Raw genomic sequence first — 22,572 nt, 5'->3', positions numbered from 1 at the left:
CCCGCCCCGTCGAAGGACATCGAAGGACGTCGAAGGGCTCAGTGGCCGCCCGCGAACGCGCACGGCATCGAGCGCACCCGGTTGTCGAAGTTCGACGGCACCAGCACCGGTGCTCCCACGGTGCGCAGTTCGGGCGATCTGGTCAGCAGCTCCCGGAACAGCGCCTTCATCTCCTGCTTCGCCAGGAACGTGCCCAGGCAGTAGTGCGGCCCGCCGCCCCCGTACCCCACATGCGGGTTGGGGCTGCGGGTGATGTCGAAGCGGTCCGGGTCGGTGAAGACCGACTCGTCGCGGTTGGCGGAGGCGTAGAACAGCACCACCCGGTCGCCCCGCCGGAAGTCGTGGCCGTTCATCCGGTGGTCCTGCGTGAGTCTGCGCCGGAACTGGATGATCGGCGTCGAATGGCGCACGATCTCCTCGACGGCGCCGTCCGCGTACCGGTCGAAGTCGTCGAGCAGCAGGGCCCGTTGGTCCGGATGGTCGGTCAGCAGGGACATGCCGTGCGCGATCGCGTTACGAGTGGTCTCCACGCCGGCGACCATCAGCAGCGAGAAGAACGAGCCGAGTTGGCGGCCGTTCAGCGACTGCCCGTCGATATCGGCGTTCACGAGCGCGGAGATGAGATCCCCGGTCGGATTCCTGCGCCGTTGCCGCCCGAGGTCGGCGACCATTCCCTGCATGGACGCCAGGGCACGAAGGCCCTTTCCGGGTACGCGAATTCGCTGCCGTACCGTACGCGCGACGCCGGTTTCGACGGATGCCCGATTCACCTGCGCGAGGATCGACGGGCGCTCCTTCTCCGGGATACCCATCAGATTGCAGATGATTTCGAACGGCATACGTGACGCGACGGCCGTGACGAAATCCGCCGGACGCTCCCTGAGCAGGTCGTCCACAATGCGCTTCGCCACCGAGCGGACATCCTCCTCCGTCGCGGCGAGAATGCGCGGAGTGAAGGCACGGGAAACGATACGCCGCAGTTGAGCGTGCTGGGGCTCGTCCATATTGACCAGGGACTCCCCGAACAGCGCCCGCACCCAGCGGGCCGGCTCGGGAGTGGTGACGCCGGGCGCGCTGCCGAACACCTGGGCGTCGCGGCTGGCCTCCACCACGTCCGCGTGCCTGACCAGCGCGTAGAAGCCCCGCTCCGGCCGCAGTCGACCCCCCGGCCGCTCCACGAAGTACCGCGGCGCCCCGGCGGCACGCAGCCGCGCGAAACCCGCCAGCCTTTCGGAATGCGGCAGTTGCCAGAACGAGGGATCGGCGAGATTCGGCGTCATTGTTCATTCCTTCCGTGGCTTCGAGCTTCCCACGGCCGACAACACATCAGCGTGCGCCGAACACACGGCAGACGGGGGTATCGAACGGCCGCCGTCGCACAGAGGGACGAATGCTCCGCCACTCGGGTGACGCGAACTCACCTGTGGCGCCCACGGGCCGCTACTGTGCCGAAGCATGACCTCTACCAACACCGCGCAGGGAAGCCTGCAATACGCCCCTCTGCTGGGCACCCTCACGGTAATTCCCTGGACCAGCGAGCCTTCCGACGACGAGCGCAACCCGCCTTTCCTGCTGGCCTATTCACTCGGCGACGGCCGTGACGGCGCGGAGGCCGGGGAAGAGGCGATGCGCGCCGTGATCAAGGAGGTCGGTCTCCGGACCGGCGCCGGACTGATCGATGTGGCCAAGTCGCCCAACGTTCCGATCACGCTGCTCGTACAGGCCGGGCGGGCCGTACTGACCATGCCGTACCTCAAGGCGCAGTGCGCCGTTCCGCCGGAGTGGGAAGAGGACGCGCGCGAGACCGGCGCGGTGTACTTCATCATCGCCACCCAGCCGTGGCCCGAGGGCGCGCCCGGCAAGCCGGTCGGCGAGGAGACGCTGCGCGCCTTCGTCGGCGACGAGGCCGTGCTGACCGGAGCCGCGCACTGCCTGGTGCCGGTGAGCAGCCTGCGCTGAGCGCGACCCCCCCCGCGGGCCCGCGCCCCGGTTCACCCGCCGTTCGCGGGCACCGTACGTCCCGCCGCGCCCCACTCCCGTACCAGAGCGCTGTAGATGGGAGTGGGGATCGGCGCGGCGGTGGGCGGAGGCGGGGTCGGCGGAGTGGGCGGGGGTACCGCTTCGGCACGGAGCTCGGGCACCGCTGAGAGGCGCTGCCATCGGGGTGCTCGGACGGAGTTCATGCTCTGGCAACGCCGTACTCGACCCCGGAGTCACTGTGCCCGGCGTGTCGAGGGGGACAGCTGAAACGCTACTTCGAATGCGTGACCGAACCGTGGAGTGGACACCATGGCAACAGCATTGACCGACAACGCGTCGTCGTCCGACGCGGACAGGTACGAGGACAGGTACAAGGACAGGCACGAGGACAGCTACGAGGACGACCCCGCGCGGGACGGGACGCGCCGCTTCGGGGCGGGGCGGGTGCTGGCGTGGTTGCTGGTGGTGACGGGTGCGGCGGGTGTGCTGGCGTCGTGGGTGATCACGATCGACAAGTTCAAGCTGCTGGAGGACCCGGGCTTCACGCCGGGGTGCAGCCTGAACCCGGTGGTGTCGTGCGGGAACATCATGACGAGCGACCAGGCGTCGGCGTTCGGGTTCCCGAATCCGATGCTGGGGCTGGCGACGTACGCGGTCGTGATGTGCGTCGGCGCGGGGCTGCTCGCCGGGGCGCGCTACCGGCGGTGGTTCTGGCTCGGGCTCAACGCCGGGATGCTGTTCGGCGTCGGCTTCTGCACCTGGCTGCAGTACCAGTCGCTCTACAACATCGGCTCGCTCTGCCTCTGGTGCTCGCTGGCGTGGGTCGCCACGATCGTCATGTTCTCCTACGTCACCACGCACAACATCACGCACCGGATCCTTCCCGCGCCGGCGGGACTGCGCACCGCGGCGGGGGAGTTCCACTGGGTGCTGCCGGTGCTGTGGATCGGGACCATCGGGATGCTCGTCCTGACCCGCTGGTGGGACTTCTGGACCGGCTGACCCGGCCCGGCCCCGTACGAGAGACGAAGCGGCCGCCCGGAGCCCGCACTCGCGTGCGGTGACTCCGGGCGGCCGCCGTCGTACGGAAGCGGTGCCCCTTCGGTACTACTGACCGAGCGGGAGCCCGCCGAGCATCGCGCCGCCCTTGCCGCTCTTGGCGCCGCCCTTGCCCTTGCCCTTGCCTGTGCCCTTGCCCTTACCGTCCTTGGCGCCGCCGTTCAGGCCCTTCGCCACGTCGCCCAGGCTGTTGACGAGCGAGCCCTCGTTCTTCGGGTCCAGCGCGTTCGTGTTCACCACCGAGGGGTCCAGCCTCTCCTGGTTGGTCACCGTCTCGGCGGCCTGGCCCAGTCCGCCGTTCAGGCTCATCGGGAGGTTCTCGCCGGCGAACGCCGGGGCGGCGGCGCCCAGCGCCAGCACGGAACCGGCGACGACAGCGGCGGCCTTCAAGGGCTTCATGGTGAATCCTTCTCTCAACGGTGGTTCTCGCTTACTGACCTCGTCCTCAGTAACGATCTCCGAGCGTGCCGGACACGACGAACGGCCGTACGGGCCCCGTGTTGACGAGGTCCGTACGGCCGTTGCGGCGTACGCGGTGTTACGGGAGCTTCGGCGTCGACGGCACGCCCGGCAGCTCCGGAGCCGGCGCGGGAGCCTCGGCGCCCGGCAGCTTCGGCAGCTCGGGCAGGCCCGGCAGGTTCGGGGCCGGCAGGCTGCCGTTCATGACGACCGTGGTGGTCAGGTTGACCAGCGACGTCACGACGGCCTTCGACTGGGTGGCGACGGCGGTCGCGTCCTTCGTGGTCGTCGCCTTGAGCAGCGCGTCCGTCGCCTTCTGTACGGAGGCGACGGCCTGGGCCGTCACGTCGGCCGCGGCCGGGGCCTTGTGGTCGGCGCCCACGGCGTTCACCGGGTTGGCGTTGCCCGCGTTGCCCGCGGGGTCGGCCGGCTTGGCGGGGTTGGCCTGCGCGGTGTTCTTCACCGCGTCCAGCGCCTTCTTGATGGCCGCCTGGTGCTTCTGGACGTCCGCGGCGGCGATCTGGCCGTTGTCCGCCTCGAGGACGGCCGTGAGCAGCTCGGTGACCGGCGTGATGGCGCCGGACAGCGAAGTCAGCGTCTGCGTCTGCTGCTTGAGGGCCTCGGCGTCGGCGATCGGGGCGCGGGCCACGTCGGCACCGACACCGGCCGGGGTCTCGTGGGCGGTGGTGGCGACGGCGGTGCCGGCGGTGCCGAGGACGAGTGCGGCGCAGACGGCGGCGGCTGCGGCGCGGGAAGAGACGAGGGAACGCATGAAAAGGTCCTTTCAGGACACGTCGGGGGGTTTCGTCTTCACCGTGGGTCGCGGGGCCGTGGCCCGCAACCGTTCGGGAGCGCCGCCCGGTGTCCGCCAATCGGCCGCTTCGCCCCCGCTGACCTGGGCCGGGCGGCCGGGGATTCTCACCCGTCCGGGACGCGTGTCGCCGCCGAAAGGGTGGCCGGACCCCGCCCTCGTACAGCGGAGGCCGTCGCACAGCGGAGTGCGGTGGGGCGCAACGGAAGAGCCGCCCTCCCCCGGAGTACCCGGTGCGGAGAGCGGCTCTTGCCGTGGGTGACGGCAGGACTGACTGCTGTCGGAGTCAGGCGTTGACGCAGGTGTTGCCGAAGGCCGGGTTGAGCAGGCCGATGACGTCGATGGTGTTGCCGCAGACGTTCACGGGCACGTGCACGGGGACCTGGACGGCGTTGCCGGAGATGACACCCGGGGAACCGACAGCCGCGCCCTGGGCGCCACTGTCGGCAATGGCGGCACCGGAGGCGCCGACGACGGCGGCGGCAGCCGCGGAGGACAGAACAACAGCCTTGGCGATACGCGACATGGGGATGAGCTCCTCGGTCTTAAGGGAATGGCGTTACGGGCGCAGTTGCCCGACTTACCGATCAACGCGGGGCGTGCTGATCGGTTGCGGTCCGAATGAGTGAAGAAACGGTTCCGGGTCCGACAGCGGTGCTGTCGGACCCGGCCGTGCCTGAAGCAGCGCTCGGGGAGCCTCTTCAGAGGTCAGGCGTTGACGCAGGTGTTGCCGAAGGCCGGGTTGAGCAGGCCGACGACGTTCACCGTGTTGCCGCAGAGGTTGATCGGCACGTGGACCGGGATCTGGACCACATTGCCGGAGAGGACGCCCGGGGAGTTGGCCGCGACACCCTCGGCACCGGCGCTGGCGGAAGCCATGCCGGCACCGGCGAGGAGAAGGGCGGCACTCGACGATGCCAGGACGACGGACTTAGCGACTCGCTTCATCACCATATCCTTTCGATTTACCAATGGTGCGACAGGCTCAACGACCGGCGGCCGTTCGGGAAACGCCGGATCCCCCGAAGAGTTCGAAAGGCCGTGGGAAGGGGTTTGGGAACGGCCAGATTCCGGGAAAGCGACCGTGCTTTGGTACGGTCCGCGCGTCTCACGTGATTTTCAGTCCGCGCTCTGTAAGGGTGCACTGTCGATTCATTCTTCGGGTCGGAGAGTCTCCATGCGCGATAGCGCGGTTCATGCTGTAAGGCGCGGTCTCCTGTTCGCCGTGACGGCGACGGCGACAGTGTCCGCGGTGGCGATGGCTCCGACCTCGGTCTCGTCGGCCGCGCCCACCGAAGAGGGCAGTCGAATTCCGTTCGGCGAGCGCTATCACGCCGTGCAGCACGGTGGGATCGTCCGGGCGGCCAATTCGGCCATCACCTGCCGTACCACGGGCGTGTTCACCCCCGTCAGTCCCGCCGACGCCGACGCCTGCCGGGTCGCGCGGGACAGCGTCACGGCGTCCAACGATCAGTACGACATGTTCTACACGGACCTCGACAAGGACCCGAACACCTACAACTCGACCCGGGGTGAACTGCGCGTACCGGCCGGCGCCAAGGTGAGTTACGCCCGGCTCTACTGGGGCGGAAACCTGCGCGTCGGTGAGCAGAAGCCGCCGGAGGACAACGGCCGCGTACTGATCGCCGAGCCCGGTGGCGCGTACAAGGAAGTCCTGTCCGACACGCTGGTCGGCCACCGTACGGCCGGTGGCGCCGATGCCTACCAGGCGTCGGCCGACATCACGCCGCTGGTCCGGTCGGCGGGTTCGGGCATGTACACGGTGGCGCAGATCAACGTCGCGATGGGGAGGACGGCGGCGGGCGCGTGGGGTGGCTGGACGATGGTCGTCGCGTACGAGCGGCCCGAGGACCCGCTGCGTCATCTGGTGGTCTGGGACGGCTTCGAGGCGCTCGACGACCGGCACCGGGAACTGCGGGCCGACCTCGGGAAGCTGCCGACGCCGGCTCGCGGTACGGGCTCCATCGGGATCGTCTCCTACGACGGGGACTCCGGTACGGACGGCGATTCGCTGACCGTCGGGACGGGACGCGGGAAGGCGCGTTCGATCGGCGACCGCGCGAATCCGGCCTCCGATGTGATGAATTCAAGTATTGCTGATGACGGATCCAATCAGATTAAACGACTACCCGCTTACAAGAACACTCTTGGATATGACTCCGATGTCTTCGAGTTGCGTGAAGCGCTCGTCCCGGGAGGCGACACTATGAACGTAAGTTTCCGGACCGGGCGCGACTCGATCTGGCTCGGCGCGTTTTTCGTAGCGGTGGACGCGCGGCGCTGAGCCGGCTCACTCGGCGGCGCTTCAGCGGCGCTTCCGGGTTTAACGGATTGTCCGATCCACGACACCAGAGACCACGAGTGGAGTGAGTTGCGCGTGCGGTCACCAAGGCACAGTCCGGGTCCCGGCTTCACCGTTCTCCATCTCGTCCAGCCCGTCGACGGAGGAGTGGGCCGGGTCGTCGCCGATCTCGTACGCGCGCAGGTCGCCGCCGGAATGCGGGTCGTCGTCGCCTGCCCCGACCACGGACCGCTCATGGCCGACGTGGCCGCGCTGGGCGCCGAGACCGAGGTCTGGCACGCGACCCGCGACCCCGGCCTCGGACTGCCCGCCGAGATCCGGCGGGTCGCCGAACTGGCCGGGCGGATCCGGCCCGACGTGCTGCACGCGCACAGCGCGAAGGCCGGCTTCGCCGGACGCCTGGCCGTACGGGGACGCGTCCCGACCGTGTTCCAGCCGCACGCCTGGTCGTTCGAGGCCGTCAGCGGTACGACGGCGGTTCTCGCCCGCGGCTGGGAACGCCTGGCCGCCCGCTGGACCGCCCGCGTCGTCTGCGTGAGCGAGGCCGAGCGCGACCGCGGCGAGCGCGCCGGGGTACGGGCGCCCTGGGCCGTCGTCCACAACGGCGTCGACGCCGACCGCTTCCGTCCGGCGGACACCGCCGACGGACTCGCCCCGACCGGACCCGCCCGCGCCGCGCTGCCCCGGCTGGCCGAACTCCCGCCCGACACGCCCCTCGTCGTGTGCGTGGGCCGGCTCTGCCGGCAGAAGGGCCAGGACATCCTGCTCCGGGCCTGGCCGCTGGTCCTGAAAGAAGTGCCCCTGGCCCGTCTCGTACTCGTCGGCGACGGCCCCGACGCCGAGCGGCTGCACGCGAGCGCCCCGCCGTCGGTGCTCTTCACCGGAGCCGTACGCGACACCGCGCCCTGGTACCGGGCCGCGGATCTCGTCGTACTGCCGTCCCGCTGGGAGGGCATGGCGGTCTCGCCGCTCGAAGCCATGGCCAGCGGGCGCGCCGTACTGCTCAGCGACGTGGACGGGGCGCGCGAGAGCCTGCCGCCCGGCCAGCGGGAGCACTGTCTGACCCCGCCCGAGGACCACGCCGCGACGGCCACCGCGATCACCGCGCTGCTGCGCGACCGGCCCCTGCGCGAGACCTTCGGCCGCCAGGGCCACGAGCACGTACTCAGCACCTATGACGTGCGGCAGACCGCGAGGGCCGTCGCGGACGTGTACCGCGACGTGGCCGCCGTGCCGCGCTCCGAGCGCAGGGAGCCGATCGCTCAGTGACCACGGAAAGCACCAGCGTCCCCGCACCGTCGGGGCGCGGACCGACAGGGCACCCGGCCGCGGGCGCCGGGCCGCGAGGCCGGGGCTCGAGAAGCCACGCCCCCGGCGGCCCCCACGCCCCTCACGCCCCCGGCGCACTCGGCGCGCTCGGTCCGGCGACCGTCACCGCCACCGGACAGCCGTCCCTCGGGTTCGTCTCGATCGCACCCCAGCGCGAGGCGACCGACCGTCTCGCGCTGCCGCCCCGCCGCCGTACGGCCGCGCCCCTGCGTTTCGCGCTGCCGCTCATCGCCGCCGACTGGGCGGCCGCCCTGCTGAGCACCGTCGTACTCGGCTCCGAACAGCGCCACACGGTGCTGATCGCACAGCTCGTGGTGTGCGTCACCGTCCTCAACGCGTACGCCGGTCTCTACCGCCCGTCGGGGCCGCGCACCGCCCTGGACGAACTCCCCGCGCTGGCCGCGCGCGTCCTCGTCGCGTGGTGCGCCGCCGGTGCGGTGTTGGCCGCGCTCCTTCCCGCGCACGCGCTGGACCTCACCGCCCTGCTGGCCGGCAGCGGCGCGCAGTTGCTGGCCGTCTGCTGCTGCCGGGCCGTCGTCCACGGACACCGGCGGCGCACGGCGCGGAACCGGCTGAGTTCCGCGCTCGTCGTCGGCACGGGGCCGGCGGGCCGACGGCTCGCCGCGCTGCTGGCCCGGCACCCCGAGTACGGCCTGCGGCCCGTCGGGATCGTCGCCCCCGTACGCGGCGACGGGCCGCCATCCGACCCGGACGCCGACGTGGACGCGGACCAGCTCGCTCCGGCGCTCCCCGTGCTGACCACCATCGAGGAGATCCACCGCGCCGTCATCCAGAACGGCGTCCAGCAGGCGGTGTTCGTCGACGCCACGAGAAGTACGGCAGGCGCCGGGGCCGACAGGTCCGGGCTCGTCGCGCTCTTCCACGAGTACGGCTGCGCCACCTGGTTCGTCGGCGGCGGCTACGGCGCCGGCGGTCGCGGCGGAATGTCGCAGCACGTCTGGGGCTTCACCTGCCGCCGTGTCGACCCGCCCACCGCACGCCGCGGCACCCTCGCCAAGCGCCTGCTCGACATCACCGTCGCGGCCCCCGTCCTGCTCGCGATCTCACCGGTGCTGCTGACCTGCGCGCTCGCCGTACGACTCCTCGACGGCCCCGGAGTGCTGTTCCGTCAGGAACGCGTCGGGCAGCACGGCCGCCCCTTCACCCTGCTGAAGTTCCGCACCCTGCGCCCCGCCGACGACCACGAGGCCGCCACCCGCTGGTCGGTCGCCAACGACCGGCGGATGAGCCTGGTCGGCCATCTCCTGCGCCGTACGTCGATGGACGAGCTGCCCCAGATCTGGAACGTCCTGCGCGGCGACATGAGCCTCGTCGGACCCCGCCCCGAACGCCCCTTCTTCGTCGCCAACTTCAGCAAGACGCACCCCGGTTACGCGGCCCGCCACCGGATGCCCGTCGGTATCACCGGCCTCGCGCAGGTCCACGGGCTGCGTGGGGACACCTCCATCGAGGACCGCTCCCGATTCGACAACCACTACATCGACCACTGGTCGTTGTGGCAGGACGTGTGCATCATCATCCGAACCGCACTCTCGCTCGTCCGCCCGGCGGGGAGCTGACGTGGCCGACGCCCGAGGCGCGCTGCTCCTGGCCCCCCGCACCGAGTCCGACCCCCTCCCGGCCACCGCGTCCGTCCCACGGGACTGGCGCGACGCGCTGCGCCGGGACGCGCCGCTGCTGCCCGTCCTGGCGGTCGTGGCGCTCCTCGCCGTCCCGGTGACGGGCCCCTCCGGGGACGGGTCGGCCGGTTCCGGGACGGTCGCCGACGCCGCGTCCGCGCTGCTGGTCGTCTTCTGTCTCCTACGGGCGCTGCGCGACCGCGCCCGGCCGCTGACCCGAACGACCGCGCTGGTCCTGGGACTTCCGGTGTTCGGGGTGTGCGCCGCCGCGATCACGTCGTACGACCCCGCGTCCAGCCTGCCGGGCGTGGCGCGCTACCTCCAGATCTTCGTGCTGGTGCCCGGCGCGCTGCTGCTGCTCATCAGGAACCGCCGGGACTTCCGGCTCGTCGCCTGGTCGATGGTGGCCCTCGCGCTGGTGCAGGGACTCATCGGCGTCGTCCAGTACCTGACCGGCACCGGCGCCTCGTACATGGGTGAAGACGTCCGCGCGGTCGGGACGTTCGGCCCCACCGACGTCATGGGCATGGCCACCGTCGTCTCGTACGGCCTGGTCGCCGCCGTCGGTCTGGCCCTGGGCGCGGGGACGGGACCGGCGGGCCGGCGGGACGTCCCGCGCGGACAGCGCGCCGCCGCGCTCGGCTGCGCCGCGCTGCTGTTCCTGCCGCTCGTGCTCTCCTTCAGCCGGGGCGCGTGGATCGCCACGGTCGTGGCCGTCACCCTGCAACTCGCGCTCTCCGGGCTGCGCCGCGCGGCCCGCGTCGCGCTCGTGGCGGCGGCGCTCGGCGTCGTACTCGTCGGCGGACTCGGCATCGGCTCCCAGCTGGTCTCCGACCGGCTCGGCAGCATCACCGAAGTCACCGAGGCGCCCGACCGGTCGGTCACCGACCGGTACACGATGTGGGCGGCGGCGGCCGGGATGTGGCGCACCGACCCCGTCACCGGCGTCGGGCTGAAGGGCTTCCCCGCCTACCGCGACAGCCACTCCTCGATCGCGCTGTCGTCGGGCAGCGACACGGCCGGCGCGGGGATGGGCTTCCAGCGCCAGCCGCTGCTCTCGCCGCACAACATGTATCTGCTGATCCTCAGCGAACAGGGGCTCGTCGGCCTGCTCGCACTGGCCGGGAGCTGGGCGGCGCTGCTCGTCCTGGCACTGCGGCGACTGCCCGGCGCGCGGCGCGGACGTACGGGCGTCGACTGCGCGCTCGTCGGCGCCGGACTGCTGATCTGGCAGCTGGTGGACTTCGGTTACGCGGACATCGGCGGGCCCTCCACGGTGCTGACCGCCGTCGTGCTCGGCCTCGCCGCGTGGTGGGCGCTCGACCGGCGGGCCGAGGCCGGGGGAGACGGTGGCGGCGCGTCCGGCGCGGCCGCCGGTCACGTCGCGCGCGGAGGCGTCGAGTCGGGGGCCGGTGCGGCATGACCGATCTGACCGATCTGACCGGCGCGACCCAGTCGCCGCCCGCCGAGCCCGGCCGGGCGACCGAGCCCGCCGTCCCCGGCCGCCGCCCGCCGCCCGCGTCCGTATCCGCGCCTACGCCCGCCCCCGCCCCGGCGTCACCGCCCGCCGGGCCGCCGCCGCCCGACACGAAGGCCGCCGCCCCGACGGCCGATCCGGACAGCGGTCGCGGTGCCTATCTCTCCAACCGCTTCCTCGCCCGCGCAGCGCTGGTCACCGCCCTCCTCACCGCCGCCGGCGCGGTGCTCGGTCTCGTACGCGACCAGACCATCGCCCATCTCTACGGCGCCGGCCCCGGCACCGACGCGTTCCTCGTCGCCTGGACCGTTCCCGAAGTCGCGTCGACGCTGCTCATCGAGGACGCGATGGCGCTCATCCTCGTCCCCGCCTTCAGCCTCGCGCTCGCCCGCCGGGCCGCGCAGGGCCCACTCCTCGAAGACCTGCCGCCCGACAGCGGGTCGGCGCGCGACCGCGACCCCGTGCACGCCCTGCTGCGTACGACCCTGCCGAGTCTGCTGCTCGCGCTCAGCGCGGGCGCCGTCCTGCTGATGCTGGCGGCGCCCTGGGTGGTCGCCCTGCTGGCCCCCGGCCTCCCCGACACCCAACTGGCCGTCGACTGCACCCGGTTGACGGCCACCTGCGCCTTCAGCTTCGGCATCGCCGGGTACTGCAGCGCCGCGCTGCGGGCGCACGGCAGCTTCGTACCGCCCGCGATGATCTACGTCGCGTACAACATCGGCATCATCGCCACGATGCTGATCCTCAGCGACCGGCTCGGGGTGCGGGCGGCGGCCGCCGGGGTCGCCGTCGGCGGGGTGCTCATGGTCCTCGTCCAGGCGCCGGTCGTCCTGCGCCGGCTGCGCGAGCGCCGCGCGACGGCAGTCCAGGAGCAGGAGCGGGAGCAGCAGGAAAAGGAGCGGGAACAGCAGGAGCAGCCCCCGGCACACGACCCGCCCGGTGAACAGCCCGGCGGCGCCGCCCGGCCGCTCGTCGCCCTCGGGCTCCTCGCCCCCGTCATCGTCTTCGCCCTCACCCGCCAGTCCCAGGTCCTCATCGAACGCTTCCTCGCCGCCCCTCTGCCCGCCGGCGCCATCTCGCATCTCAACTACGCGCAGAAGGTCGCGCAGATGCCGATGGTCCTGTCCCTGATGCTCTGCACGGTCACCTTCCCGGTCGTCGCGCGCGCCATGGCGGCCGGGGACACCGACCGGGCCAGGCGGCGCGTCGAGCGTGACCTCGCCCTCGCCGGTGTCATCGTGCTGGTGGGCGCCGCGACTGTCATCGCGTGCGCCCCGCAGATCATCGAAATCCTCTTCCAGCGCGGTGCTTTCGACCGGGCGGACACGGCGGCCACCGCCGCCGTGATGCGTGTGTACGCACTGGGGCTGCTCGGCCACACCCTCGTCGGTGCCCTTGTCCGCTGCTACTTCTCCGCGGCCCGCCCCCTGTGGTTCCCGGCGCTCGCCATGCTCGTCGGCCTCGCCCTCACCACGGCGGGCGGCGCACTGCTCGTCGGCGCCTGGGGCGTCCTCGGCATCGCGGCGGGCAACGCGCTGGGCATCACCGTCACGGCCGTACTGCTGCTGCACGGCGTCGCCCGGCACAGCGTCCCCGTGCGCGTCCGCCACATGACCGGAGGGCTCGTCAAACTCAGCGCCGCCGCCGCTGCCGCCACCGGCGCCGGATGGCTCTGCGGCGCCCTCATCCCGGCACCCGTGCCGGCGGCGGCCGTCGCCTGCCTGGTGGTCGCCGCCGTGTTCCTCGTCATCGCCCGCGCCCTGCAGGCACCCGAGATCAACTCCCTTGTCCGCTCCGCCACACGAAAGCTCATCGATGTCCGCTGACACGGTCTCCGCAGGCCCCCTGTGGGCAGCCATGTACCACTCGATCACCGACCCGACCGACGACCCCTACCGTGTGACGGTCTCCCCCGACCGGCTCGACCGACAGCTGCGCTGGATGCGCCGCCGCGGGCTCACCGGCGTCAGCATGGAGCGACTGCTCGTCGCCCGCGCGGAGGGCCGCGGCGCCGGACTCGTCGGGCTGACGTTCGACGACGGTTACGCCGACTTCCTCACGAACGCGGTGCCGCTGCTGCACCGGTACGAGTTCACCGCCACCGTCTATGTGCTCCCCGGCCGCCTCGGCGGCACCAACGCATGGGACAGCCTCGGCCCGCGCAAGCCCCTCCTCGACGAGGACGGCATCCGCGAGGCAGCGGCGGCGGGCATGGAGGTCGGCTCGCACGGGCTGCGCCACACCGATCTCACCGAGGCCGACGACGCCCTGCTGGACGAGGAGACGCGCGGCAGCCGGGAGGCGCTGAGCGCGATCGTCCGTAAGGAGGTGACCGGGTTCTGCTATCCGTACGGCACGGTCGACGAGCGCGCCGTCACCGCCGTACGGGACGCCGGTTACCGGTACGCGGTCGGCATCAGCCCCGGCCCGCTCACCGGTCTGTTCGCCCTGCCGCGTGTCCACATCGGCCAGGAGGACACCGCGCCCCGGCTGTTCCTCAAGCGCGCGCTGCACGGCCGGCGCCGCGAGCCGGTCCCGTACGACGCGTACTCCGGCGCCCGGGCCGTCGGGACCACCGTGCGCGACGGCGGCGCCTCGTGAAGGTGCTCCATGTCATCACCGGCCTCGGCATCGGCGGCGCCGAACAGCAACTACGCCTTCTGCTGCGCCAGTTGCCCACCGACAGCGCCGTCGTCACGCTCACCAACCCGGGCGCCGTCGCACGAGGCATCACCGCCGACGGCTTCCCCGTCACGGACCTCGGCATAAGAGGCAACCGGGACCTCGGCGCGCTGCCCCGGCTCACGCGGCTGATCAGGGACGGCCGTTACGACCTGGTCCACACGCACCTCTACCGGGCCTGTGTGTACGGACGCCTCGCCGCGCGCCTCGCGGGCGTGCGCACCGTCGTCGCGACCGAGCACTCGCTCGGCGCCCACCAGATCGAGGGCCGCCCGCTGACCGCGGGCGCCCGCGCCCTCTACCTCGGCAGCGAACGCCTCGGCACGGCGACCGTCGCCGTCTCGACGACCGTCGCGCACCGGCTGCGCCGCTGGGGCGTACGCCGCGACCGTATCCACGTCGTACCCAACGGCATCGACGTGCCGCGCTTCGCCTACGACGAGACGGCCCGGCAGAAGGCGCGGGCCGAACTCGGCCTGCCCGCGGACGCGTTCGTCGTCGGCGGCGTCGGCAGGCTCAGTACGGGCAAACGTTTCGACACCCTCGTCAGGGCCGTCGCCGCCCTGCCCGCCGCCCGCCTCCTGCTGGTCGGCGAAGGTCCGGAGCGCGACCGACTGCGCTCCCTGGCAACGGAGTCGGGGGCCGCCGACCGCGTACTGCTGCACGGCGCGTGCGAGGACCCGCCACCGAATCCCGGCACCGACAACGGACCTGACCTGCCGTCACTTCTCGCCGCCATGGACCTCTTCGTGTCCACCTCCGAGGAAGAGGCTTTCGGGCTCGCCGTGGTCGAGGGCCTGGCCGCCGGGCTGCCCGTCCTGCACGTCACCTGCCCCGCCCTCACCGACCTGCCCGCCGACGCGGCACCCGGAGCGCGCCAGATCGGCGGGACGGTCACGGACCTTGTCGCCGAACTGGCCACGTACCAGGGGCGGTTCATGGGCGACGGCTCCCACCGGCTGCCGGTACCGCCGGCCGCCCGCCACTACGACATCTCCCGCAGTGCCGAACAGCTGATGTCCGTCTACGACCACGCCCTGCGCCGGAACGGCGGCTCCTCCGGGCGCCCCGTCCGCCGCCCGGCCACCCCCGAGGAGTGAGTTCGACGATGACCGAGAACGAGAGCGGCGGGCGCCGCGCGGGCGCCCGGCCCGGCCGCGTCCTGTCGAGGATCAGGGCCCTGCCCGTCTGGTGGATCGTGCCGGTCGGCGTCCTGATCGGGGCGCTCGCGGGCGGTGGGTACGGCATGCTCCGTACGCCGCAGTACTCCGCCACCAGCTACGTACTGGTCGTACCGACCGACAAGGCCGACCCGGCCGCGGCCCTCGGCTTCGCGCAGGCGTACGGGCGGGTCGCCTCCCAGGTCGCCGCCGTCGGCGACGCCCAGGTGTGGGCCGGGGTCTCCTCGAAGGTCCTCAAGGAGAACGTCACCACCGTCACCTCGCCGGACGCCCCGATGATCTCCGTGACCGCCACGTCGAGCGGCCGGCAGGCGGCCGTCAGCATGGCGGACGGCGTCGCGCGCTCGCTGGTCCTCAACGGCACGCAGATGCAGGGCAGTACGAACGTCCGGGTGGTCCAGTTCTCCCGCGCGGTCAAGCCCACCAGCCCCGTGTCACCGTCGGCGCCGCTGGCCGCGCTCGTCGGCGCCGCCGCCGGCGGACTGCTCGGCGGACTCGGACTGCTGGTCCGTCCGAAGCGCCGGCGGGCCGCCGAGGCGCACGCGTCGGTCCCCGGTCCATCGACGGCACCCGTGCCGCAGACAGAAAGCGTGTGATGGCAACGGAATCGACCACCAGGCGCCTTGTGCGTACGGGCACGGCCCCGGTCGCGCCCGTCGGCAGAGGCACCTTCACCGCCCTGACCTCCGAGATCTGCCGGGACCCCGACCGGTTCGGCGCGCTCGCGGCCGAGTGGACCGCGCTCCACCGACGCTGCGCCACGGCCACCCCCTTCCAGAGCCACGCCTGGCTGCACTCCTGGTGGCTGTCGTACGGCACGCCCGGCCGGCTCCGTGTCGTCCTCGTACGCCGTGGTGGCACCCTCGTCGCGGCGGCCCCGCTGACGCTGGTCCACCGGCCGTTCCCCGTCCTGGTCCAACTCGGCGGCTCCATCTCCGACTTCTCCGACGTCCTGCTCGACGACGACTGCGCCGACAGCGCGGCCCAGGCCCTCGCGAAGGCGCTCGCCACCGCCGCGCGCACCGCCGTCATCGACCTCCGAGAGGTACGGCCCGGAGCCGCCGCCGAACGCGTCTACGACTGCTGGGACGGCGCCCGCGACCGGCTGGTGGACTCGCTCTGTCTCGAACTGCCCGCCGTCCCCATGGACGAACTGCTCGGCCGTCTCCCGTCGTCCCGCGCCCAGCGCGCCAGGGCCAAGATCCGCAAGATCGACTCCCTCGGCATCGAGGAACGCGTCGTACCCGTGGACGAGGTCCCGACCGCCGTCGCACGGCTCCTCCAACTGCACCGGCTCCAGTGGCAGGGGCGCGGCGTCACCCCCGAGCACCTCAGCGCGCGCTTCGCGGAGCATCTGACCCGGTCGGCCCGGTCCATGGTCGAGTGCGGCGACGCGATGGTCACCGAGTTCCGGCTCGCGGGCGAGGTGGTGGCCGCCGACCTCACCCTGATGTCACCGCGGCTCGCGGGCGGCTATCTGTACGGCGCCGACCCGATGCTGCGCGACCGCAAGGTCGACGTCGCGACCATGCTGCTGCGGGAGAGCGCCCGGCGGATCAGCGGCGGCGGGGCCGGCGGGGCCGGTGGAGTCGGTGGGTGTACGACGCTGAGCATGCTGCGCGGCAACGAGCCGTACAAGCACCACTGGCGCCCGGAGACCGTCTGCAACCAACGGCTGCTGCTGGCACGCGCTCTGCTGGCCCCGTCGCTCCGGCTGGTCGCCGCCCGCGCCGCCGCGCGCGGCCGGGCCGCCGTCCTGGTCAACGAGCGGCTGCCGGCGATGAAGGCGGGCCTGGCGAGGCGGACGCGCCGCGGCGACGGCAAGGGACGGCCCGGGACATGACCCGGGACAGGCCCTCGCCGCCGCCGCGATGACGACCGGTCAGGAAAGCCAGCGCTCCCAGCCGCCGAAGCGGAGGCAGACCTTCTTCCCGAGCAGGGCCTCGATCCACGAACTCAGGGTCAGCGCCTTGCAGTTCGAGGGCGCCTCGGGCTTCGCCGGGGTGCTGGGCTCGGGCACCGGCGTGACCGGCGGCGTGCTCGGCCCGGTGACCGGCGGGACGCTCGGCTCCGGGACGGGCGTGACCGGCGGCGTGCTCGGTTCCGTGACCGGCGGGACGCTCGGCTCGGGTTCGGGCTTCGGCTCCGGCTTCAGCCCGTACAGCGCGGAACGGAACACCTTCGAGGACCGCGGATTCTCGGCGCACTGCCAGACACCGTGCGGGCAGTAATCCGTGAGCGTGTGATACATCGGCCGGTGCTCTTCGATCCACTTGAGCATGCCGCGCATGTACGCGGGGTTGTCACCGTTGCGGAAGAGGCCCCACTCCGGATAGGAGATAACCTTTCCATGTTCAGCGGCGAACTCCACATGCTTACGGAGTCCGTACGGCTCATTCACCTGCTCGTCGAACGTCCGTCCCGGCGGCTGGTCGTAGGAGTCCATTCCCACGATGTCCACGACGTCGTCGCCCGGATAGCACTCGGTCCAGGCAATGGCGTCCTTTCCGCGGTTCGGAGCGAAATCGAAACGGAATTCCTGGCCGGGCACGGCCCGCATGGCTCCGACGATCCGCTTCCAGTACGCCTTCCACGCCTGCGGGTCGGGACCGCAGCGATGGGTGTACGTGGTGCCGTTCATCTCCCAGCCCAGCACGACGACCGTGTCCGGCACACCGAGCGAGACCAGCCGCCGGCCCAGGACCTCGAAGTGCCGGTCGTAGTCGCCCCGCGCGCCCCGGCGCAGCTCCTTGCGTACGACCTGGTCGGGGACCCGGCCCTCGTTGCGTTCGAGCATGGGGACGTTGAGCACGAAGACGCGGTCGGCGCGGGCCTTCTTCCACTCGGCCCAGTCCCGCACGAAGCTCGGGCTGCCCTCGATGTTGGACCACACGTCCCCCGGGAGGTACGTGTGCCCGACCCGGAGTTCCGTACCGCCGAGCCACTTCTGCATACCGGCGATACGGCGGACGCCCTCGGGACCGTAGTCGAGGTACGCGCCGACCGCCGGTGAAACCACTTCCGGTGGTTCGGGACTTCCGGGTGCGTCGGGACCGGCGGCGTAACTCGCCATCGGCAGCACGGAACCTGAAGCGAGGAGGCCGGCCGTGATGACACCCAGCCAGGTGCTGATCAGCCGTCGACGTCGATAGGACATATGTGCTCCTCATGAGGGGACGTTCCGTACCGCACTGCTCCCAAAAGTATTTCTAATGAGCCGATCGGGAACCCGGTCCGCCCTTTCACTAGACCGTTCGGGAATTTCACCCCTCGCATGGGTCATCGAAAATGAAGGACACCACCGTGGCGAGCTTTGACATCAGCGTCCCCGCTGTGCTTGTGCGGCTCGACCCGAATCCGTTTCATCACGGAACCCTTGGCGCCGTCAGATCCCTCGGCCGGGCCGGAATCACGGTGCACGCGGTGATCGAGTCGCCGCGCAGCCCGGTCGCCAGGTCCCGCTATCTGCGGAGCGTGACGGTGGCCGAGAAGGGGGAGGAGCCGTACGGTCTGCTGCTGCGGCTCTCGGAGCGGCTCGGCACCCCCGCCGTCCTCGTCCCCCTGGACGATCTGAGCGCGATCACGGTCGCCCGGCTCAGGCCCCGGCTGGCCGGCCGCTATCTCCTGCCTGAACAGCCGTCAGGCCTGCCTGAGCGGGTCGCCGACAAGGGGGAGCTGGCCGCCATCTGCGGCACGCTCGGGCTGCCGCACCCCCGCACGGTCGTGCCCGGTGACCGCGAGGAGGCCGCGCGGGCGGCGTGGGCGCTCGGGCTGCCGGTGGTCGCGAAGTGGAGCAGGCCGTGGCTGCTGCCCGAGGGCTCCGGGCTGCGCAGCACCGTCGTGGTGCGCTCGCCGAGGGAGGCCGGGGAACTGTTCGGGCGCAGCGCGGAGGCGGGGAGCCGGCTGCTGCTCCAGGAACTGCTGCCGGTGGGGCGCGATCTCGACTGGTTCTTCCACGGCTACTGCGGCCGTGACGGCACGCTCCTGATGGGCGCGACCGGCCGCAAGGAGCGGTCGTGGCCGGTCGGGGCCGGGATGACGGCCGTCGGCCGGTGGCTGCCCAACCCCGCCGTGGAGCGGCTGGCGGGCGAGGTGGTCGCCGCGCTCGGGTACCGGGGCATCGTCGATCTCGACTTCCGGCTCGACGCCGCCACCGGCGCGTACCACCTGCTCGACTTCAACCCGCGGCCCGGCGCCCAGTTCCGTCTCTTCACCGACCCGTCGGGCACGGACGTCGTACGGGCGCTGCATCTGGACCTCACCGGGCGGCCCGTCCCGGCCCCGGTGCCCGCGTACGGCCGGACCTTCGTCGTCGAGAACTACGCGCTGCTGTCCGCGCTGTCCTCGGCGGGGCGCCGGGACCGGCGTCCGGCGCGCGGGCCCCGGCGGGTCCGGGCGGTGAGCACGGAGACGGCGTGGTTCGCGCGGGACGACCCGTGGCCCGCGTACGCCATGACCGCCGCCTGGCTCCGGCACGCGGCGCGCGGCGGCGTACGCCGGCTGAGGCACCGGCCCCGTACCGCGCCCCCGCGGTCGCTCCTGTCGGGCGTACGACAGCGGCGGCGCGCCCCGGACGGCACCACGCCTCCCGTACCGCGCTGACCGACGCCGGTCCGCGCGTCCGTCCGACCCCGAGAGAACAGAGAGAGCGGCGAACTTCCATGCAGGACTTGGTAGTTGTGGGTGCGGGCCCGTACGGCCTGTCGATCGCCTCGCACGCGGCGGGGGCCGGCCTCCGGCCCCGGGTGTTCGGGCGGCCGATGGCGGCCTGGCGGGACGGCATGCCGCCCGGCATGTTCCTGAAGTCGGAGCCGTGGGCGTCGAACCTGTCCGACCCCAAGGGCGCGTACGGACTGGCGGCCTACGCGGCCGCCCAGGGGGTGGAGGCCCGGCACGGGGTCCCGCTGCCGGTCGGCTTCTTCGCCTCGTACGGCCTCTGGTTCGCCGCCAACGCGGCGCCGCCGGTGGAGGAACGGACCGTCACCGCCGTACGTCCCCGGGCCGGGGGCGGCTTCGAGGTCACCGCCGACGACGGGGGCGGGGGCCGCGGGGAGACGTTCCTCGCCCGCACGGTCGTGCTGGCCGTCGGCGTCCGGCCCTTCACCGACGTCCCCGGCCCGCTGCGGGCCCTCCCGCCCGAACGGGTGTCGCACAGCGTCGACCACGCGGATCTGACGCGCTTCAAGGGCCTGGACGTGACGGTCGTCGGGGCGGGCCAGGCCGCGCTGGAGACCGCGACGCTCCTCGCGGAGCAGGGGACGGCCGTACGGGTGGTCGCCCGGTCCCACCGGCTGAACTGGAACACCCTCCCGCCGCCCCTGGACCGCCCCTTCGGCGAGACCGCGCGCGCCCCGCACACGGGCCTGGGCTGCGGCTGGAAGAACTGGCTCTACTCGCAGACTCCCGGCGTCTTCCGCCGGCTGCCCGCGTCGACCCGGGCCCGTGTCTTCACCTCGGCGCTCGGTCCGGCCGGCGCCTGGTGGCTGCGGGAGCGGTTCGAGCGGTCGGTGGAGGTCCGGTTCGGCGAGAGCGTCGCCGCGGCCGTCCCGGCCGACGGCCGCGTACGGCTCGACCTGGTCTCCGCGCGCGGCTCCGTGGACGCCGTCACGACCGACCACGTCATCGCCGCCACCGGCTTCACCCCGGGCCTGGACCGGCTCGGACTGCTCGACGAGCGGCTGCGCCGGAGCCTGCGCACGGTGGGCGCGAGCGCCGCCCCCGAGACGGACGGCGTCTTCGAGACCTCACACCCCGGTCTGTTCGTGACCGGTCTGCTGAGCGCGCCGTCGTTCGGCCCGTCGATGCGCTTCGTGTTCGGCGCGACGTACACGGCGGGCCGGGTGGTACGCGGGGTGCGCCGACGGCTGGGAACGGGCTCCCGGCACGAGCGGCCGGGAGAACCGCGCGAGACACTGCCGGCCGGCGCGGCGCAGACGAACTGGATGGACCGCTTCTGAGACCCGGCCGACGGTGTCCCCGATCGCCGGACGGGCCCCCGGGCGGCCCGCCCGGCGATCGGGAACGTACAGGTCACGCACCGGACAAGGCCCCGGACAGGCTCTAGCGGCGTGCGGCCGCGTGGCTGCGGCGGTAGAGGATGCCGCCGCTGATCAGCAGGCCGGCGCTCATGGCCGCGGCGGCGAGCAGGTTGGCGTCCGAGCCGGTCTCGGCCAACTGGTCGATGACGTCGCCCTCTTCGACGGCCTGCGGGGGCTCCGGGAGCATCGGGTCGTGGGCGACCGGCACGGCCGGGGGCTCGATCGTGCGGTCCACGGGCGGCGTCGACGGGGCCGGCGGGTCGACCGGGGCGTGCGGGCCGGGCGGCACCGGGGCTTCGGGGGTGGCGTCGTCGGAGTCGTTCGCGCAGCCGTTGCCGAAGGCGGGGTTCAGCAGACCGACCAGGTCGACGCTGTTGCCGCAGGCGTTCAGCGGGATGTCCAGCGGGGCCTGGACGAGGTTGCCCCCGAGCAGACCCGGCGAGTTGGTCGCGGCGCCGGAGGCCGACGAGCCGCCGTCGTCCGCGTGGTCGGCGTGGTGGCCGCCCTTCGCGGGTGCGGAACCGCCGCCCTGTTCACGGGGGTTGGCGGCGCCGTGCGTCGAGCTGGCGTCGTTGTCGTTGTCGTTGTCGTGGCCGGTCCGCGACGGGCCGGCGGGCGGCGCCTGGGCGGGCACGACGTGGGTCGCGGGCTCGGCGCGGGGGGCGACGGGCGGCGCGTGGTGGGCCGGCCGGTGCCTGGGCGGCGCCGCGTGCGCGCCGGACGAGTTGCCGCAGCTGTTGCCCATGGTGGGGTTGCCCACGCCGACGGGGTTCACCGTGTTGCCGCAGACGTTGACCGGGACCTCGACGGGTGCCTGGACGCTGTTGCCCGACAGCAGCCCCGGCGACCCGGCGGCGGTGGCGGCGCCGCCGGTGGCCTGGGCGTAACCGCTTGTCATGGTCAGCACGCTCGACGCCGCCGCGGCGGTGAGCAGTCCTTTGCCGATGAGTTCTCGCATCTGGTTCTCCTGATATCGCCGGTGTGTCGCCGGTGCGTCGGTGTGTCGGTGTCGACTGAGGCCGGTCCCGAGACGCGTATCGCCGTACGTCTCGGGACCGGCCCCGGGGGCGCCCCTCAGGGCGCTTCAGTGCGTGTCGGTGCGTGTCGGTGCGTGTCGGTGCGTGTCCGTGCCTGTCCGAAGGTCAGGCGTTGACGCAGGTGTTGCCGAAGGCGGGGTTCAGCAGACCGATCACGTTGATGCTGTTGCCGCACACGTTGAGGGGAATGTGCACGGGGATCTGGACGACATTGCCGGACAGGACGCCCGGGGAGCCCACGGCGGCACCGGCCGCGCCCGCGTCGGCCATGGCCGGCGCCGCGGCACCGACAGACAGGAGAACGCCCGCGACGATGGTGGCTGCCTTCTTGGCATTCATGATTGAGCCCTTTCCGCAACGGGGTCGCGCGCGCGGCTCTCGTGCCACGCGAACACGGCTCTCTCAGCCCGCACCGCCGCTGCTGGAACTCCAACGAGTACACGCTTATGAGGAAACTGCCCTGATTTATGGCCTTTGTTGGTTCACTCGATCGCCACGGGAATTGACGTTTCTTCGGGTGAAAGTGGTGCGGGAGTCGTTCATATGACACTGAGAC

21 protein-coding genes are annotated in these 22,572 nt (G+C 72.3%); 13 read left to right on the top strand and 8 right to left on the bottom strand.

Going from position 1 to position 22,572, the window contains the following annotated elements:
- Window positions 1-38 precede the first annotated feature (38 nt).
- Window positions 39-1,280: a cytochrome P450 gene (locus ACFUN8_RS09985; protein ID WP_383634108.1), complete on the bottom strand. Its 1,242-nt coding sequence runs from the start codon at window positions 1,278-1,280 to the stop codon at window positions 39-41.
- Window positions 1,281-1,455: 175 nt separating this feature from the next.
- On the opposite strand from ACFUN8_RS09985, the gene ACFUN8_RS09980 reads away from it, so the two are divergent.
- Both ACFUN8_RS09980 and ACFUN8_RS09975 read left to right on the top strand, forming a co-directional pair.
- Entirely contained in the window at window positions 1,456-1,959 is a 504-nt protein-coding gene (locus ACFUN8_RS09980) for a DUF5949 family protein (RefSeq protein WP_383634106.1), read from the top strand.
- Between the two features lie 330 nt (window positions 1,960-2,289).
- Window positions 2,290-2,982, top strand: a complete 693-nt coding sequence (locus tag ACFUN8_RS09975; protein WP_383634103.1) for a vitamin K epoxide reductase family protein — start codon at window positions 2,290-2,292, stop codon at window positions 2,980-2,982.
- A 105-nt stretch (window positions 2,983-3,087) separates the two neighbouring features.
- Here the strand turns inward: ACFUN8_RS09975 and ACFUN8_RS09970 are convergent, their stop codons facing one another.
- The 4 genes from ACFUN8_RS09970 to ACFUN8_RS09955 form a co-directional block, all read right to left on the bottom strand.
- Window positions 3,088-3,438: a hypothetical protein gene (locus tag ACFUN8_RS09970; RefSeq protein ID WP_383634101.1), complete on the bottom strand. Its 351-nt coding sequence runs from the start codon at window positions 3,436-3,438 to the stop codon at window positions 3,088-3,090.
- A 139-nt stretch (window positions 3,439-3,577) separates the two neighbouring features.
- On the bottom strand, window positions 3,578-4,270 hold the full coding sequence (locus ACFUN8_RS09965) for a hypothetical protein (protein ID WP_383634099.1): 693 nt from the start codon (window positions 4,268-4,270) through the stop codon (window positions 3,578-3,580).
- Between the two features lie 325 nt (window positions 4,271-4,595).
- Complete coding sequence (locus ACFUN8_RS09960) at window positions 4,596-4,835, bottom strand: chaplin (protein WP_383634097.1); 240 nt, start codon at window positions 4,833-4,835, stop codon at window positions 4,596-4,598.
- 182 nt (window positions 4,836-5,017) lie between these two features.
- Complete coding sequence (locus ACFUN8_RS09955; protein ID WP_383634095.1) at window positions 5,018-5,257, bottom strand: chaplin; 240 nt, start codon at window positions 5,255-5,257, stop codon at window positions 5,018-5,020.
- A gap of 229 nt (window positions 5,258-5,486) precedes the next feature.
- Here ACFUN8_RS09955 and ACFUN8_RS09950 point away from each other — a divergent pair, with 229 nt between their 5' ends.
- The 9 genes from ACFUN8_RS09950 (at window position 5,487) to ACFUN8_RS09910 (ending at window position 16,784) form a co-directional block, all read left to right on the top strand.
- Complete coding sequence (locus ACFUN8_RS09950; RefSeq protein WP_383634093.1) at window positions 5,487-6,614, top strand: DUF3344 domain-containing protein; 1,128 nt, start codon at window positions 5,487-5,489, stop codon at window positions 6,612-6,614.
- 93 nt (window positions 6,615-6,707) lie between these two features.
- Window positions 6,708-7,901, top strand: coding sequence for a glycosyltransferase (locus ACFUN8_RS09945; protein ID WP_383634091.1), 1,194 nt, complete (start codon window positions 6,708-6,710; stop codon window positions 7,899-7,901).
- Entirely contained in the window at window positions 7,898-9,541 is a 1,644-nt protein-coding gene (locus ACFUN8_RS09940; RefSeq protein ID WP_383634089.1) for a sugar transferase, read from the top strand. Before ACFUN8_RS09945 ends, ACFUN8_RS09940 begins: the two co-directional genes overlap by 4 nt.
- A gap of 97 nt (window positions 9,542-9,638) precedes the next feature.
- Window positions 9,639-11,024, top strand: a complete 1,386-nt coding sequence (locus ACFUN8_RS09935; RefSeq protein WP_383634215.1) for an O-antigen ligase family protein — start codon at window positions 9,639-9,641, stop codon at window positions 11,022-11,024.
- Complete coding sequence (gene murJ, locus ACFUN8_RS09930) at window positions 11,021-12,904, top strand: murein biosynthesis integral membrane protein MurJ (RefSeq protein WP_383634087.1); 1,884 nt, start codon at window positions 11,021-11,023, stop codon at window positions 12,902-12,904. Before ACFUN8_RS09935 ends, murJ begins: the two co-directional genes overlap by 4 nt.
- On the top strand, window positions 12,894-13,679 hold the full coding sequence (locus ACFUN8_RS09925; protein ID WP_383634085.1) for a polysaccharide deacetylase family protein: 786 nt from the start codon (window positions 12,894-12,896) through the stop codon (window positions 13,677-13,679). The genes murJ and ACFUN8_RS09925 overlap by 11 nt, the downstream gene beginning before the upstream one ends.
- Window positions 13,676-14,860 (top strand): glycosyltransferase, encoded by a 1,185-nt coding sequence (locus tag ACFUN8_RS09920; protein WP_383634083.1) that lies wholly within the window; start codon window positions 13,676-13,678, stop codon window positions 14,858-14,860. The genes ACFUN8_RS09925 and ACFUN8_RS09920 overlap by 4 nt, the downstream gene beginning before the upstream one ends.
- 8 nt (window positions 14,861-14,868) lie before the next feature.
- Complete coding sequence (locus tag ACFUN8_RS09915) at window positions 14,869-15,537, top strand: lipopolysaccharide biosynthesis protein (protein WP_383634081.1); 669 nt, start codon at window positions 14,869-14,871, stop codon at window positions 15,535-15,537.
- Complete coding sequence (locus tag ACFUN8_RS09910; protein WP_383634079.1) at window positions 15,537-16,784, top strand: GNAT family N-acetyltransferase; 1,248 nt, start codon at window positions 15,537-15,539, stop codon at window positions 16,782-16,784. The genes ACFUN8_RS09915 and ACFUN8_RS09910 overlap by 1 nt, the downstream gene beginning before the upstream one ends.
- A gap of 39 nt (window positions 16,785-16,823) precedes the next feature.
- Here ACFUN8_RS09910 and ACFUN8_RS09905 read toward each other — a convergent pair whose 3' ends face one another.
- Window positions 16,824-18,098, bottom strand: a complete 1,275-nt coding sequence (locus ACFUN8_RS09905) for a glycoside hydrolase family 26 protein (protein ID WP_383634077.1) — start codon at window positions 18,096-18,098, stop codon at window positions 16,824-16,826.
- 131 nt (window positions 18,099-18,229) lie between these two features.
- On the opposite strand from ACFUN8_RS09905, the gene ACFUN8_RS09900 reads away from it, so the two are divergent.
- On the top strand, window positions 18,230-19,543 hold the full coding sequence (locus ACFUN8_RS09900) for an ATP-grasp domain-containing protein (RefSeq protein ID WP_383634075.1): 1,314 nt from the start codon (window positions 18,230-18,232) through the stop codon (window positions 19,541-19,543).
- A gap of 59 nt (window positions 19,544-19,602) precedes the next feature.
- Window positions 19,603-20,898 carry an FAD-dependent oxidoreductase gene (locus ACFUN8_RS09895; RefSeq protein ID WP_383634073.1) on the top strand — a complete coding sequence of 432 codons (1,296 nt, stop codon included), beginning with the start codon at window positions 19,603-19,605 and terminating at the stop codon, window positions 20,896-20,898.
- A gap of 103 nt (window positions 20,899-21,001) precedes the next feature.
- Here ACFUN8_RS09895 and ACFUN8_RS09890 read toward each other — a convergent pair whose 3' ends face one another.
- Together ACFUN8_RS09890 and ACFUN8_RS09885 are read right to left on the bottom strand one after the other, a co-directional pair.
- Window positions 21,002-21,937 (bottom strand): chaplin family protein, encoded by a 936-nt coding sequence (locus tag ACFUN8_RS09890; RefSeq protein WP_383634071.1) that lies wholly within the window; start codon window positions 21,935-21,937, stop codon window positions 21,002-21,004.
- Window positions 21,938-22,121: 184 nt separating this feature from the next.
- Window positions 22,122-22,355 (bottom strand): chaplin, encoded by a 234-nt coding sequence (locus tag ACFUN8_RS09885; protein ID WP_383634069.1) that lies wholly within the window; start codon window positions 22,353-22,355, stop codon window positions 22,122-22,124.
- Window positions 22,356-22,572 lie beyond the last annotated feature (217 nt).

The sequence above is a fragment of the Streptomyces sp. NPDC057307 genome, assembly GCF_042667665.1.
GTDB lineage: Bacteria > Actinomycetota > Actinomycetes > Streptomycetales > Streptomycetaceae > Streptomyces.
The sequence above is the reverse complement of the archived record's forward strand: the minus strand, read 5'-3'. Positions and strand labels throughout refer to the sequence as shown.

Coding starts and splice junctions, on each gene's coding strand:
- ACFUN8_RS09950 (WP_383634093.1), top strand. CDS start 5,487: ATGCGCGATAGCGCGGTTCATGCTGTAAGGCGCGGTCTCCTGTTCGCC.
- ACFUN8_RS09970 (WP_383634101.1), bottom strand. CDS start 3,438: ATGAAGCCCTTGAAGGCCGCCGCTGTCGTCGCCGGTTCCGTGCTGGCG.
- ACFUN8_RS09925 (WP_383634085.1), top strand. CDS start 12,894: ATGTCCGCTGACACGGTCTCCGCAGGCCCCCTGTGGGCAGCCATGTAC.
- ACFUN8_RS09965 (WP_383634099.1), bottom strand. CDS start 4,270: ATGCGTTCCCTCGTCTCTTCCCGCGCCGCAGCCGCCGCCGTCTGCGCC.
- ACFUN8_RS09905 (WP_383634077.1), bottom strand. CDS start 18,098: ATGTCCTATCGACGTCGACGGCTGATCAGCACCTGGCTGGGTGTCATC.
- ACFUN8_RS09885 (WP_383634069.1), bottom strand. CDS start 22,355: ATGAATGCCAAGAAGGCAGCCACCATCGTCGCGGGCGTTCTCCTGTCT.
- ACFUN8_RS09985 (WP_383634108.1), bottom strand. CDS start 1,280: ATGACGCCGAATCTCGCCGATCCCTCGTTCTGGCAACTGCCGCATTCC.
- ACFUN8_RS09900 (WP_383634075.1), top strand. CDS start 18,230: ATGAAGGACACCACCGTGGCGAGCTTTGACATCAGCGTCCCCGCTGTG.
- ACFUN8_RS09915 (WP_383634081.1), top strand. CDS start 14,869: ATGACCGAGAACGAGAGCGGCGGGCGCCGCGCGGGCGCCCGGCCCGGC.
- ACFUN8_RS09955 (WP_383634095.1), bottom strand. CDS start 5,257: ATGAAGCGAGTCGCTAAGTCCGTCGTCCTGGCATCGTCGAGTGCCGCC.
- ACFUN8_RS09975 (WP_383634103.1), top strand. CDS start 2,290: ATGGCAACAGCATTGACCGACAACGCGTCGTCGTCCGACGCGGACAGG.
- murJ (WP_383634087.1), top strand. CDS start 11,021: ATGACCGATCTGACCGATCTGACCGGCGCGACCCAGTCGCCGCCCGCC.
- ACFUN8_RS09890 (WP_383634071.1), bottom strand. CDS start 21,937: ATGCGAGAACTCATCGGCAAAGGACTGCTCACCGCCGCGGCGGCGTCG.
- ACFUN8_RS09895 (WP_383634073.1), top strand. CDS start 19,603: ATGCAGGACTTGGTAGTTGTGGGTGCGGGCCCGTACGGCCTGTCGATC.
- ACFUN8_RS09960 (WP_383634097.1), bottom strand. CDS start 4,835: ATGTCGCGTATCGCCAAGGCTGTTGTTCTGTCCTCCGCGGCTGCCGCC.
- ACFUN8_RS09910 (WP_383634079.1), top strand. CDS start 15,537: ATGGCAACGGAATCGACCACCAGGCGCCTTGTGCGTACGGGCACGGCC.
- ACFUN8_RS09980 (WP_383634106.1), top strand. CDS start 1,456: ATGACCTCTACCAACACCGCGCAGGGAAGCCTGCAATACGCCCCTCTG.